This is a genomic window from Frondihabitans sp. PAMC 28766 (assembly GCF_001577365.1).
Classification (GTDB): Bacteria; Actinomycetota; Actinomycetes; order Actinomycetales; family Microbacteriaceae; genus Frondihabitans.
Genome location: NZ_CP014513.1, coordinates 2,842,999 through 2,856,498, shown reverse-complemented (window position 1 = coordinate 2,856,498; position 13,500 = coordinate 2,842,999). Strand labels below are relative to the sequence as shown.

The following is a 13,500-nucleotide window of genomic DNA, read 5'->3' as shown; positions in this document are numbered from 1 at the left end:
CGCAGCGGGAGGGACCTTCGGCACTGTGGGGTGTCGCCCGGCGGATCGAGACTCGACCCATGACCTCACCCACTGAATCCGCACCGACACCGACGCTCACCGTCGGTGCCGTCCGCGAGACCGCGGACCGAGAACGACGAGTCGCCCTCGATCCCGAGGCCGCAAAGGCTTTCATCGCCAAAGGCTTCGCCGTCACCGTCGAGAAGGGCGCAGGATCCGAGGCCAGCTTTCCCGACGCCGAATACGTCGCGGCCGGCGTCACCGTGTCTTCCCGCGACGACGTCATCACGAAGAGCGACATCCTCGCCGTGGTCCGCCCGCCTGATGCGCCACTCGCCGCCGCGCTCCGCTCCGGACAGATGCTCGTCGGGCTCGTGGAGCCGCTCACGAACACCGACCTCACCGCGAACCTCGCCGCGCGCGGGGTGACGGTCGTGGCCTTCGAACTGCTCCCTCGCACCATCAGCCGAGCGCAGGCCATGGACGCGGTCAGCTCGCAGGCCAGCACCGCCGGCTACCGTGCCGGCGTCCTCGCGGCGGCCTCGTTCGACCGGTACTTCCCGATGATGATCACCGCCTCGGGCACGGCCCGCCCGGCCAAGGTCATCGTCATCGGAGCCGGCGTGGCCGGTCTCCAGGCCATCGGCACCGCGAAGCGCCTCGGCGCCGTCGTCACGGGCTACGACGTCCGTGCCGCTTCGCAGGGCGAGGTCGAATCCCTCGGCGCCGAGTTCCTCACCTCGTCGATCGCCGAGGGTGCGGCGGCCGGGGGCTATGCCCGCGCTATGACGGCCGACGAGGCCGTTCAGCAGCAGGACGAGCTCTCGAAGCACCTCGAGTCGTTCGACGTGATCATCACCACTGCCAAGGTGCCAGGACGCACGCCGCCCCTTCTGGTGACCGCCGCGACACTCGCGGCGCTCGCTCCGGGGTCCGTGTGCATCGACCTGGCCTCGACCGATCAGCGCGGAAACGTCGCCGGCTCCGTCGACGGGAAGCGAATCGTCACCGACGGGGGAGTGATCGTCGTCGGCGCCGGAAACCTGGCTTCCGACCTCGCGACCTCCTCATCGCACATGTACGCCCGCAACGTCCTCGCGATGGTCGTATCGCTCACGAAGGACGGCGTCGTCACCATCGACCCGACCGACGAGGTCCACGCGGCCGTGGTCGTCAGCCACGACGGACATCTCTCTACCGCGTCTTCTGCAGCGCCGACGAAAGCCCCTGTCTCATGACCGAAACCCTGTACTCCAACCTGGCCATCTTCATCCTGAGCCTGCTCGTCGGGTTCGAGGTCATCTCGAAGATCCCCTCGACCCTGCACACCCCGATGATGTCGGGGGCGAATGCCATCCACGGCGCCGTCGTCGCCGGGGCGATCGTCGTCGCCGCTCTGGCCGACAGCCCCGTCGGCTACATCCTCACGGCGATCGCGGCCGCCCTCGCGGCAGCGAACGTCGTCGGCGGGTACGTCGTCACCGACCGCATGCTCCAGATGTTCCGTCGCCCGGATGCCCCTGCGGCTCCCGCCCCTGCCACCACTTCGGAGAAGACCTCATGACCGCGTTCGCATTCATCGTCGGCGTCGCCTACCTGCTTGCCGCCATGCTCTTCGTCATCGGGCTGCACCGGATGCGCACCCCGTCGACGGCCCGTTCGGGCAACCTCGTCTCCGCCGGCGGCATGGTCGTCACCATCGTCGTCACCTTCGTCTACGCCGTCACGACCAGCGGCGGAACCGTGTGGGGATGGACGGCCCTCGCGGTCGGTCTCGCCGGCGGCGCCGTCTTCGGTGTCATCCGTGCGCGAACCACCAAGATGACCGACGTCCCGCAACTGGTCAGCCTCTTCAACGCCGTGGGCGGTGGCGCTGCCGCCACAGTGGCTCTGGCGGACTTCGTGCGCAGCAACCCTGGTGCCCTGGTGTCGCTCGACTCCTCGATCCCCATCGTGCTCGACGTCCTGATCGGTGGGGTCACCCTCTCCGGGTCTCTCGTCGCTGCGGGGAAGCTGCAGGGGATCATCTCCGGCAAGCCGCTGCAGTTCCCCGGTGGCCGAATCGTCAACGTGATCGTCGTCCTGATCGCGCTGCTGGCAGCCGTGCTGGTGGTCGTCGAACCGCGCAACGTCACCCTCCTGATCGTGCTGCTCGTCGCGGCCCTCGCCGTCGGCGTCCTGATGGTGCTGCCCATCGGCGGGGCGGACGCACCGGTCGTCGTGTCGTTGCTGAACGCGTTCACGGGTCTCGCCGTCGCCTTCGCCGGGTTCGCGATCGACAACCAGGCCATGATCATCGCGGGCGCTCTCGTCGGCGCGGCAGGCACGATCCTGACCCTGCAGATGGCGCAGGCGATGAACCGCTCGGTCGTCAGCATCATCCTCGGCGGGTTCGGCACCGCCGACGCCGCTGCCCCGGCGGTCGACGGCCTCGGTGCGTCGGCGGCGAACGTCCGCCAGGTCACCGCGGACGACGTCGGGCTGCAGCTCGCCTACGCGCAGCACGTCATGATCGTGCCCGGCTACGGTCTCGCCGCAGCCCAGGCGCAGCACGAGGTCGCCGACCTGGCGAAGATCCTGACCGACCACGGCATCGACGTGAAGTACGCCATCCACCCGGTCGCCGGCCGGATGCCGGGGCACATGAACGTCCTCCTCGCCGAGGCGAACGTGCCCTATACGCAGATGCTGCAGCTCGACGAGGCGAACGCCGCCTTCGACACCTGTGACGTCGCTCTCGTGATCGGCGCCAACGACGTGACGAACCCGGCGGCTCGCCGCCCCGGGAACGCGGTGTCGGGCATGCCGATCCTCGACGTCGACCACGCCAAGTCGGTCGTCGTCATCAAGCGGTCGATGAGCCCCGGCTACGCCGGCATCCCGAACGAGCTGTTCTCCGACCCCAAGACGGGGATGCTCTTCGCCGACGCGAAGAAGGGCATCACCGACATCGAGGTCGCCGTGAAGCAGTACGTCACCGCCTGATCATGACCGCGACCAGCTCAAGTCCTCCAGGCTTCGCGGCCTGCCATTCGCTACTCCTTCGTGCAGTGTGACCTTCGGCACTGTCGACGGCGCCGGATCACGACGACGCTCGGTTCATGACGCTTCTCACGAACCGCGCACCCACCGCCTCCGCACCCAGCTGGCCGTCGCGCGCCACCCGGGTTCCCTCGACCGAGACGCTCGATCGGCTGAACACCTGGTGGCGGGCGGCGAACTACCTCTCGCTCGGCCAGATCTACCTCCTCGACAACCCGCTGCTGCGCGAGCCCCTCCGGGCGGAACACGTCAAGCCGCGCCTTCTCGGGCACTGGGGCACGACCCCGGGCCTCAACTTCATCTACGCACATCTGAACCGAGTCATCCAAGAGCGCGACCTGAACACGATCTACGTCACGGGGCCCGGCCACGGCGGCCCCGGCATGGTCGCGAACACCTACCTCGACGGCACTTACAGCGAGGTCTACGACGACATCGACCAGACCACTGAAGGCATCCGGAAGCTCTTCCGGCAGTTCTCGTTCCCCGGTGGTATCCCCAGCCACGTCGCTCCCGAGACTCCTGGATCCATGCACGAGGGCGGCGAGCTCGGTTACTCCCTGTCGCACGCCTATGGCGCCGTCTTCGACAACCCCGACCTCCTGGTCGCAGCCGTCGTGGGAGACGGCGAGGCCGAGACCGGCCCGCTGGCGACGAGCTGGCACGCCAACAAGTTCGTCGATCCGCTGCGTGACGGGGTCGTCCTGCCGATCCTGCACCTGAACGGCTTCAAGATCGCGAACCCGACCGTCCTCGCCCGAATCCCCGAGTCCGAACTGCTCGAGCTGATGCGCGGCTACGGCTACACGCCCTACCTCGTCTCGGGCGGCTTCGACGACGAAGACCCGATCGACGTGCACCGGCGTTTCGCCGAGACCCTCGACGTCGCGCTGAATCACATTGCACAGATCAAGGCGGACGCAGCGTCGGGGCAGCCGATCGGGTCGCGGCCGGCCTGGCCAATGATCATCCTGCGCACCCCCAAGGGCTGGACCTGCCCGAAGACCATCGACGGGCATCCCGCCGAGGGCAACTGGCGGGCGCATCAGGTGCCCCTGACCAACGCGCGCGACACCCCCGAGCACCTCGCCCTGCTCGAGCACTGGATGCGGTCGTACCGCCCCGACGAGCTGTTCGATGCGAACGGCGCCCCGGTGGAGCTCGCGACGGCGCTGGCGCCGGTGGGAGATCGCAGGATGAGCGCCAACCCGGTCGCGAACGGCGGCCTGCTGCGCCGCGACCTGCGCCTGCCCGACTTCCGCGACTACGCCGTCGACGTGCCGAGCCCTGGCGCGACATCGAGCTCGGCCACGCAAATCCTCGGGACGTGGCTCCGCGACGTCATCGTCGCCAATCCCGAGAACTTCCGGATCTTCGGACCCGACGAGACCGCCTCCAACCGCCTCCAGGACGTCTTCGACGCCAGCGACAAGCAGTGGGACGCCGGCCACGCCGACATCGACGACCTCGACAACCACCTCGCCCGCAGCGGCCGCATCGTCGAGATGCTCAGCGAGCACCAGTGCCAGGGCTGGCTCGAGGGCTACCTCCTCACCGGGCGGCACGGCCTCATCAACTCCTACGAGGCGTTCATCCACATCGTCGACTCGATGTTCAACCAGCACGCGAAGTGGCTCGAGTCGTCGAAGCGCATCCCGTGGCGACGCCCTGTCTCATCGCTCAACTACCTGCTCAGCTCGCACGTGTGGCGGCAGGATCACAACGGCGCCTCGCACCAGGACCCCGGCTTCATCGACCACGTCGTCAACAAGAAGGCCGACATCGTCCGCGTCTACCTGCCGTTCGACGCCAACACCCTGCTGTCGACGTTCGACCACTGCCTGCGGAGCGTCGACTATGTGAACGTCGTCGTCGCCGGCAAGCAGGTCGAGCAGAATTACCTGACCATGGCCGAGGCCGTCGACCACTGCACCCGCGGCATCGGCCTTCTCGACTGGGCCGGGACGGAGGTCGAGGGGATCGAGCCCGACGTGGTGCTCGGCTGCGCCGGCGACGTGCCGACTCTGGAGACGCTCGCAGCCGTGTGGATCCTGCGCCATCGTGTTCCGTGGCTGCGCGTTCGCGTCGTCAACGTGGTCGACCTCATGCGGCTGCAGAGCGAGCAGCAGCACCCGCACGGCCTCTCCGACCTCGAATACGACGCCCTGTTCACGACCGACAAGCCGGTGGTCTTCGCGTTCCACGGCTACCCCTGGCTCATCCACCGCCTGACGTACAGCCGGCACGGCCACGACAATCTGCACGTCCGTGGCTACATCGAAGAGGGCACGACTACGACACCGTTCGACATGGTCATGCTCAACGACCTCGATCGCTTCCGGCTCGTCATGGACGTCCTCGACCGGGTGCCCGGCCTGGCAGCCAAAGAGGGGCGTCTGCGTCAGGACATGCAGGATGCCCGGATTCGGGCCCGCGCCCACACGCGCGAGCACGGCGAGGACTCGCCCGAGGTCGCCGACTGGACATGGAGTACAGCTGGTACCGCCCTGCTCACCTAGCCCGGGGGAAGAGTGCCGAAGGACGCGGGACCTTCGGCACTCGTCCACGAGGCCCGCTCACGGTTGACTCCTCCTGGGTCGTTCACCAGCGCCCCACTCTCGCCCTCCCGACGACTGGACCCCGACCATGAGCACCATCGCTTCCCCCGCCTTCGCCCGCCTCGACACCACGGGCTCGGTCGCTCCGTCCGATTCCGGGCTTTCACGAACCGACCCCGCCAACGTCGAGCTGCCGGTCACGGAGCCGATCGACATCACCTCGATGATGCAGCTGCTCCTCGACCGGGGAATCTGAGCATGCGGGACATCGACGGTGCGATCTCGACACTCACTGATCGCGAGTGTTGGCAGATGCTCCGCGAGGCGCCCGTGGGGCGCTTGGCGCTGTCGGCCGGCTCCGACATCGACATCTTCCCGGTGACTTTTCGCGTCGACGGGCAGTCGCTCTACTTCCGCACCTCACCCGGCCTGAAACTGGCCGAGGTCGGCATCCGCTCACGGGTCACTCTCGAAGTCGACGGCTATGACGACGCGACGGCCTGGAGCGTCGTCGCGAAAGGCAGCGGGCGCCACCTCAACTCCGTCGCCGAGCTCGACATCGCCGCCGAGCTGCGACTGACCACCTGGCTCCCGACGCCGACGCCCGACGTCGTGCGCATCGACGTCGAGTCGCTGAGCGGTCGGCGCTTCTCGCGCGCCACCTGGCGCTGAGAAAATGGCCACACCGCAGGCGTTTCCTCAGATGCGGTCCCGCGGGACTTTGTGCTCTGTTGTGCCCCTTCCGGACCTGTGATCGTCAAGGCATGACTTCCACACTTATTTCCCCTCCCGCCCCCGAGGCAGACGACCGACGTTCGACCATCGTCGTCGGCTACGACGGCTCGGCGCCGAGCTTCTCCGCTCTCGAACGCGGCATCCGCCTCGCGACCGTCCTCGACACCGATCTGCTCCTGGTCACCACCTGGACATACCCGCAGGTCGAGTCCGTGACAGGATTCGGGGGCTGGTCACCAGAGCAGGACGCCCAGGACATCGTCAAGAACGTCGTCGGGAAGGCCTTTCCGACCGGTGCCCCGCCGTGGTTCCGAGCCGTCGCCCTCGAAGGCCAGTCGGCCAGGATCCTGCTCGAACAGAGCAAGGGCGCCGAAATGCTCATCGTCGGCAGCCGCGGCCACGGCGGCTTCTCGGGGCTGCTGCTCGGGTCCGTCAGCTCCGCCTGCGCCGAGCACGCCGACTGCCCGGTGCTCGTCATGCACGGTGAATCGACCCGGCCGCTGGCAGGACCTTCGGCACTGCCGCTTCTCACGTCGCAGCCCGGAGCACGAGCATGACCACCCTCATCACGATCGTGGTCGTGATCGTCGTGCTGATCCTCATCGCACTCGCAATGTCTCTGCACGTCGTCACCCAGTACGAGAAGGGTGTCGTCTTTCGGTTCGGCCGCGTGACCGGCACCAAGGATCCCGGCCTGGCCGTCATCGTGCCCATCGCCGACCGGCTCACCAAAGTGAGCCTGCGGATCGTCACCATGCCGATCCAATCGCAGGGCATCATCACGAAAGACAACGTCAGTGTCGACATCTCGGCAGTCGCGTACTTCCGCGTCGTCGACGCGGTCAAGGCCGTCGTCGCCATCGAGAACGTGACAGCCGCAATCGACCAGATCGCGCAGACCACGCTCCGCAAAGTCGTCGGCCAGCACAGCCTCGACGAGATCCTCGCCGAAACCGATGTCATCAACGCCGGCATTCGGCAGATCCTCGACGTCACCACTCTCGACTGGGGTGTCGAAGTGACGCTCGTGGAGCTGAAGGACATCCAGTTGCCGGACACGATGAAGCGAGCCATGGCCAAGCAGGCCGAAGCGGAACGGGAAAAGCGCGCCAAAATCATCGCCGCCGAAGGCGAGTCCCTCGCCGCCGCAGCCCTCGGAGACGCTTCCGACACGATGATGGCCCACCCTCTCGCGCTCCAACTGCGAAACTTGCAGACCCTGATCGAACTCGGTGTCGACAAGAACACCACCGTCGTCTTCCCCGCACCTCTCATGAGCACGATCAGCGAACTCGGCTCGTTCCTCGCCCGCGAGACGAAAACATCCGAATCCGTCGTCGCCACGGCGGCTGCGTACGCTGCAGCGGCGGCGGGATCAGGGTCACTGCCTGATAGCGGTCCCACAGCCCTCCGCCCCGAAGCGACCGCACCTCCTGCACCGACGAGTCCGCTGTAGCCGATCGCGGGCCCGCGAGAACGCCGGCATCCTGGCCAACGCGAGAAAACGTCCACCCGCGAACCTGTGACCCGCACCAGCGCGGATGCTAGCCGTACGTCGACACGAGGCTGAGGCGCGAGTCCAGACGTGACAGGGACGGGTCGAAGACCACCGGCTCCCGACCCTCGAAGTAGACAGCACCAGGAGTCAGGATGGCGAGGGCGCTACCGGAGGGAACACGGGCCCACGACTCTTGACCGTTTTTCGTGATGGCGACGAACGAATCGGGGACGGTGTCTTCCAGGATGAGCAGCATGCGAGAGAGCGCGGGTGTAGGCGATTGCAGGAGCGAAACCGAGACGATGTTGTGTGCGACCAACGCTGCCGCGATGTGTCGAGCGAGGAAGGCCGTCCCGCATTCGGGTTCGGCGATCACAGTCAGACCGGACCGACGACCGGTGCGGCCCACGGCAAGCGGGCGCGAGGCTACCGGGGTGTTGAACACAATGCCGGCGTCGGTTGAGAAGTCGCCGAACGCAGCCGTCACATCCCGATCGGACTCCGATGTTTCGACTGCCGAGAACCGTTCTGCCAGAAGGGCCATTGTTGCTCGTCCGGCATCCTGTTCCGGGGTGGTCTTATCAGTCGGGGCTCGCAGATGAGTTGGCGTTTCGGGTGGGGCGGGGATGGGCTCGGAACCGATGGGATCGAACATGGATGCTCATTTCGGGTCTTCGGCCGTCCGCGGGCGCACCGAGTGAAGCCACGGCGGGCGAGTGGACGGACGGTCATCGCCGGTGCGTCGTGGCAGCGGCGGCCGCAGATGAGAAAGTCACCGGAACATCGCCCTACGACGACCACTCCTCCAGCGGTCGCAATCGGCAGATCCTGATGTGCGCGTCTAAACAAAGCGGACATTCGCGCGCACGGATACAGAAAAAGGGCGATCTGATGTGGCGACCTGGGGCTGGGGCAACCGAGTGAGACGTTACTCCTGAGTCCGTTGCCGACCTAGGGGTGTCGACCGATTCTCACGAAGACGAGACTCCGCCGCAGCTCGCAGTGGCCCCGTCAACGCAGTGGAAGCGACCGTGATCAGAAGTGGAAGAACCTCTTGACGATCTCGTTCGCGGCCGCGTAGAGAACGGCGACGCCGAAAAGCAGTCCGATGAACCCGAGGGGAAGGGCCTCGAAGCCGAGGAGGCCTGCCAGCGGCGAGAACGGCAGGATCAGGGTCACGGCGGCTATCGCTGCGCTGACGACCAAGAAGATCTTGTCGGGTCGGCTGCGCCACACGTGTCGGCTGGTGCGGAGGGTCATCATGGCGACGAACTGGGTGAGCCCGGATTCGACGAACCAGCCCGAGTGGAACAGCGTCGCGTCGGCCCGGAACCCCCATTCGAGCAGGGCGAAGGTGGCCAGGTCGAAGACGGTGCTGACGGCGCCGAAGAGGATCATGAAGCGCGTGACAGCCTTCATGTTCCATTTTCCGGCCGTCCGGAGCCGTTCGTCGTCGACCCGGTCGCGGGAGACGAGCGTATTGGGGATGTCCGACATGAAGTTGAGCAAGAGGATCTGTGCGGGCAACATCGGCAGGAACGGGAGGATGGCCGCGGCGATGACCATGCTGAGGATGTTGCCGAAGTTCGCACTCGCAGCCACCCGCACGTATTTCAGGGTGTTGGCGAAGGTTCGCCGCCCGAGGCGCACTCCCGTGGCGACCACGGACAGTTCTCGGGTGAGCAGGATGACGGCGGCGGCCTCCTTGGCGACATCGACGGCGGTGTTCACGGAGAGGCCGACGTCGGCGGTGTGGAGGGCGCCGGCGTCGTTGATGCCGTCGCCGAGGTAACCGACGGTGGCGCCGCTTCGGCGGAGGGCCGCGACGATGGCGATCTTGTGCGCGGGCTCGACTTCGGCGAAGAGCGAATTCCGGGTGACGAGGTTCTGCAGGTCGGCCGGGTGGGCGGCGCCGATCGCACTGCCGAGGACGACGTCGCTCTGCAGCCCGAGATCCTTGGCGACCGACGCGGTCACGAACCGGTTGTCGCCCGTGATGACTTTCAGGGTGATGCCGAGCGTCTCGAGGTCGAGCATTGACGCTCGGGCGTCTTTCTTCACCGGGTCAAGGAACACCAGGAGACCTCGGAAGGTGAGTCCTGTTTCGTCGTGGATGTCGACGGGATGATCGTCGGCCAAGGTGCGTGTGGCCAATCCGATGACGCGTGCGCCCTGACCGCCAAGGGACTTCGCGAGCTCGTTGACGGAGTCGATCACCGTGTTGAGGGCGGCCGCGCCGGAAATCGGATCTTCCACCGTGGTACAGCAGCTCAGGATGGAGTCCAGGGCGCCTTTCGTGATCAGGGTTCTCACGCCGTCGACGTCACTGACGACGCTGAGGCGTTTGCGTTGGAAGTCGTAGGGCACCTCGTCGAGGGCGGTGGCGCCGGCGGGGAGGGGTTGCCGCTGCAGGATCGCCAGGTCCATCGGGTTGGGGTACCCCTTCTGGAGGCCGGCGTTGAGGCTGGCGAGGTCGAGCACGGTGCTGCTGACGGCGCCGTGAGGGTCGAGGGCTCGGTCGATTTCGATGGAGCCGTCGGTGAGCGTGCCGGTTTTGTCGGTGCAGAGGACGCTCATCGCGCCGAGGTCTTCGATGACATCGAGGCGTTTGACGATCACCTGGCTTCTCGCGAGGCGGCGCGCTCCGGCGGCGAGGCTGATGGCGACGACGACCGGGAGCATCTGCGGGGTGATGCCGACCGCGAGGGCGAGGGCGAACAGCAGCGAGTCGATCAGCGGCCGTTGCAGGAGCAGGTTGATGATCAGGGTGGCTGCGACGAGGACGAGCATCACGCGCAAGAGCAGGAGGCCGAACCGCTTGATACCGGTCTCGAAGCTGGTCACCGGCGGCCGAGTCGCCACCGACGCCGACAGCTGGCCGAAGGTCGTGGATGCGCCCACGCTGACGATGAGCAGCGATCCGGTGCCACTGACCACGTGTGTGCCGGCGAATGCCGAGTTCGTGCGACTGCTCAGGGCAGTGTCCGCCGGAAGGGCGGACCCCGAGATCTTGTCCACCGGGAATGATTCGCCGGTGAGAGCTGATTCGTCGATCATCAGATCGACGGCGGAAAGGAGCAGACCGTCTCCCGGGATGATGCCTCCTGCGGTCAGGGTGACCACGTCGAGAGGCTCCACGTCTTTCGACTCGACCTCGATCGTGGCGCCGTGGCGCTGCACGTGGACTCGGACGGTGACCTGGTCGAGCAGGGCGGCGACCTCGTCGGCCGCGTGGCCTTCCTGCCAGGCGCCGAGAAGTGCGCTGGCGACGACGATGACGACGATGATCGTGCCGTCCACGGTGTCGCCGGTGGCGGCGGCGATCAAAGCGGCGACGATGAGGATCAACGTGATGGGGCTCGTGAACTGCCGCCCGAGAATTCTCAGCCGGTTCCTTGTCCTGGCAGACAGCATGCTCCGGTGCACGCGAGCACTGTTCTCGTTGCTCCCGGTCGCGTCTCGGCTCTTCACGTCGGCCGTCAACGGACCGGGCTGAAGGCTCCAAAAGGGGATCGCGGGGGTACTCATCCGCCCACTCTCGGCGGTTCCCGCTCCCCAGCCCAGTGCCATAGGTCCCGCCGTAGCTCTCCGACGAGGTCAGGACCTTGTGCTCTGTGAGCCGGCCCGGGCTGATGACAGTCTTCGTGAATGACCCCAGGATCAGCAGGTGCGCGCTCAGTCGCCGCTGCGACAGGAAGCGTTCCCAGCGCGCGATCGGCCAAGCTGGCGCAGCTGCTGCATCCGCCCCGATGGCTGGTCGTCGTCGTGGCGTTGGCTGTCCTCGCCGTCATCGTGTGGCTGGTGGTCATCCCGCAGTACTCCTCTGCGGTGCGTTCTCTTGCGACCCTCGAGTCGCTGTCGGTCCCACTGGTCGCGCTTGCGGTCGTCCTCGAGCTGGCGTCCCTGGTCGCGTTCAGTGGCATGACGGCCACCGTCCTCGGTCAGGGCCGACCCCACTACTCGACATTGCTGCGGATCGATCTGACCGATCTGGGGCTCAACCATGTCGTACCCGGAGGGGGCACCACTTCCGCCGCTGTCAGATTCGGGTTGCTGAAGCGCGTGGGCGTGGCCAGTGCCGACGCCTTGACGGGCGCGGCGATAGAAGTCTCGGCATCGAACCTGATGCTCGGAGTCGTCTTCGGCGCGGGCCTGGTTCTGTCGATCACGAGCTTCGGCGCCAACGCCGCCATCGCAGTGGCGACCGTGATGGTCGCCGCCTTCTTCGTCCTCGCCATCCTGGTGTGCTGGATCCTGACACGACACTCGCGGCGAGCCGTCACGGTCGCCCGCGAACTGGCCGGACGCCTTCCACTCATCGAGCCCGACGCCGTCGAGCGAGTCATCCTCATCATGGCGGCCCGGATCACCGAGTTGCTCTCGGACAGTCGACGTCTTCTTCGTCTCGCCGTCCTCGGAGCTCTGAACTGGCTTCTGGATGCAGGCGCCCTCTGGGTGGTCCTGGCCGCATTCGGGTCACCGATCAGCCCAGGTGTGCTGCTGATCGTGTACGGCCTCGGCAGCATTCTCGCGATGCTGCCAATCACACCCGGCGGTATCGGAATTGTCGAGGGCGTCATGGTGCCCGCCCTGGTCGCCTTCGGGTTCCCCGCGCCCGTCGCCCTGCTGGGCGTGGTCGGCTGGCGGCTCATGGAGTACTGGCTACCCATTCCACTGGCAGCCGCCGCGTACCTGTCCCTCCGTGTCACGGTTCTCCGCCGTAAGGCACCTACTCGTCCGCCCGTCTCCATCTGAAAGGTCGGTCATCCCATGCGACTCTCATCCGCTGTCATGTTCGTCTCAGAACTCGACCGATCCGTCCGGTTCTAAAACGATGTCCGCAGAGGTGACAAGGCGGCAGGTGGAGTTTTTCTCACTGATCGAAGGTGTGGGTCCTGATCAGGTTCCGATCCTGGTCGCGTTCCCCGGCCCGGACGGAGTGACCCGGACGGAGATCATTCCGCGGATCTACGGTTCGTGAACCAGCGGCCGATCGGCCGTCACCTGGGTACCTGCTGTCCCGCCCACGATCGACTCGACATCGTCGAGAGGACCGATCGCGGCACGGTGGCCGGTGGCTCGGACGAACGCCGAGACCGCCTCGACCTTGGGGCCCATGGATCCCGCCGGAAACGGCATCGGGGCGAGGGAGTCGGGTGTGGCGGCGGTGACGAGGGCCGCTGCAGGCGTTCCGAAATCGGTCAGGACGCCGGTGACATCGGTCAGGATCAGGAGAAGGTCAGCTCTCAGCGTCTCGGCGATGAGGGCGGCGGTGCGGTCCTTGTCGACGACCGCCTCGACGAAGTAGTCGGCACCGTTTCGGCGGGCAACGGGAATGCCACCTCCCCGGCGAGGACGACCGTGTGTCCGGCGTCCAGGAGATGCGACGCGAGCACGGTCGCGGGAACCGAGACGGGTCGGGGGGAGGCGACGACGCGCCGCCAGGCGTTCCCGTCCTGTGCAACGGACCAGCCGAACGAAGCGACATTCCGTTTGGCGGTGGACTCGTCAAAAGAGGCTCCGATGAACTTCGTCGGGGTGTGGAAGGCGGGATCGTCCGGGTCGACCATGGTCGAGCTGACGAGCACTGCGACCTCCTTGGTGAGGCCGCCGGTTCGGAGGGCGGACTGAAGCCACGAGCCGATGAGCCCCTGAGTCTCGGCCACC

The 13,500-nt window shown here is 66.7% G+C and carries 13 protein-coding genes; 9 read left to right on the top strand and 4 right to left on the bottom strand.

Annotated features, from left to right (window positions below; all coding sequences use genetic code 11):
• Positions 1 to 59 precede the first annotated feature (59 nt).
• The 8 genes from AX769_RS13680 (at position 60) to AX769_RS13650 (ending at position 7,791) form a co-directional block, all read left to right on the top strand.
• Positions 60 to 1,238, top strand: a complete 1,179-nt coding sequence (locus AX769_RS13680) for an NAD(P) transhydrogenase subunit alpha (protein ID WP_066280304.1) — start codon at positions 60 to 62, stop codon at positions 1,236 to 1,238.
• Complete coding sequence (locus tag AX769_RS13675; protein ID WP_066280302.1) at positions 1,235 to 1,564, top strand: NAD(P) transhydrogenase subunit alpha; 330 nt, start codon at positions 1,235 to 1,237, stop codon at positions 1,562 to 1,564. The genes AX769_RS13680 and AX769_RS13675 overlap by 4 nt, the downstream gene beginning before the upstream one ends.
• Positions 1,561 to 2,985 carry an NAD(P)(+) transhydrogenase (Re/Si-specific) subunit beta gene (locus AX769_RS13670; RefSeq protein WP_066280299.1) on the top strand — a complete coding sequence of 475 codons (1,425 nt, stop codon included), beginning with the start codon at positions 1,561 to 1,563 and terminating at the stop codon, positions 2,983 to 2,985. Before AX769_RS13675 ends, AX769_RS13670 begins: the two co-directional genes overlap by 4 nt.
• Before the next feature lie 116 nt (positions 2,986 to 3,101).
• Positions 3,102 to 5,561 carry a phosphoketolase gene (locus tag AX769_RS13665; protein WP_066280297.1) on the top strand — a complete coding sequence of 820 codons (2,460 nt, stop codon included), beginning with the start codon at positions 3,102 to 3,104 and terminating at the stop codon, positions 5,559 to 5,561.
• 127 nt (positions 5,562 to 5,688) lie between these two features.
• Positions 5,689 to 5,856 carry a hypothetical protein gene (locus tag AX769_RS24025; protein WP_157887621.1) on the top strand — a complete coding sequence of 56 codons (168 nt, stop codon included), beginning with the start codon at positions 5,689 to 5,691 and terminating at the stop codon, positions 5,854 to 5,856.
• Between the two features lie 2 nt (positions 5,857 to 5,858).
• Positions 5,859 to 6,272, top strand: coding sequence for a pyridoxamine 5'-phosphate oxidase family protein (locus AX769_RS13660; RefSeq protein WP_066280291.1), 414 nt, complete (start codon positions 5,859 to 5,861; stop codon positions 6,270 to 6,272).
• Positions 6,273 to 6,364: 92 nt separating this feature from the next.
• Positions 6,365 to 6,892 (top strand): universal stress protein, encoded by a 528-nt coding sequence (locus AX769_RS13655; protein WP_082763815.1) that lies wholly within the window; start codon positions 6,365 to 6,367, stop codon positions 6,890 to 6,892.
• The gene (locus AX769_RS13650; protein ID WP_066280287.1) at positions 6,889 to 7,791 is read left to right on the top strand and encodes a slipin family protein; all 903 of its coding nucleotides are present in this window, start codon (positions 6,889 to 6,891) and stop codon (positions 7,789 to 7,791) included. The genes AX769_RS13655 and AX769_RS13650 overlap by 4 nt, the downstream gene beginning before the upstream one ends.
• A gap of 88 nt (positions 7,792 to 7,879) precedes the next feature.
• On the opposite strand, the gene AX769_RS24515 is transcribed toward AX769_RS13650, so the two are convergent.
• Positions 7,880 to 8,209 carry a hypothetical protein gene (locus tag AX769_RS24515; protein WP_162269017.1) on the bottom strand — a complete coding sequence of 110 codons (330 nt, stop codon included), beginning with the start codon at positions 8,207 to 8,209 and terminating at the stop codon, positions 7,880 to 7,882.
• A gap of 659 nt (positions 8,210 to 8,868) precedes the next feature.
• Positions 8,869 to 11,361, bottom strand: a complete 2,493-nt coding sequence (mgtA, locus tag AX769_RS13640) for a magnesium-translocating P-type ATPase (protein WP_157887619.1) — start codon at positions 11,359 to 11,361, stop codon at positions 8,869 to 8,871.
• A 120-nt stretch (positions 11,362 to 11,481) separates the two neighbouring features.
• Between mgtA and AX769_RS13635 the strand changes: the two genes are divergently transcribed.
• Positions 11,482 to 12,588, top strand: coding sequence for a lysylphosphatidylglycerol synthase transmembrane domain-containing protein (locus tag AX769_RS13635; protein WP_082763813.1), 1,107 nt, complete (start codon positions 11,482 to 11,484; stop codon positions 12,586 to 12,588).
• A 213-nt stretch (positions 12,589 to 12,801) separates the two neighbouring features.
• Here the strand turns inward: AX769_RS13635 and AX769_RS25295 are convergent, their stop codons facing one another.
• Together AX769_RS25295 and AX769_RS25290 are read right to left on the bottom strand one after the other, a co-directional pair.
• On the bottom strand, positions 12,802 to 13,083 hold the full coding sequence (locus AX769_RS25295; protein ID WP_369824101.1) for a hypothetical protein: 282 nt from the start codon (positions 13,081 to 13,083) through the stop codon (positions 12,802 to 12,804).
• Positions 13,080 to 13,499 carry a hypothetical protein gene (locus tag AX769_RS25290; protein ID WP_239451790.1) on the bottom strand — a complete coding sequence of 140 codons (420 nt, stop codon included), beginning with the start codon at positions 13,497 to 13,499 and terminating at the stop codon, positions 13,080 to 13,082. The genes AX769_RS25295 and AX769_RS25290 overlap by 4 nt, the downstream gene beginning before the upstream one ends.
• Between the last annotated feature and the right edge of the window lies 1 nt (position 13,500).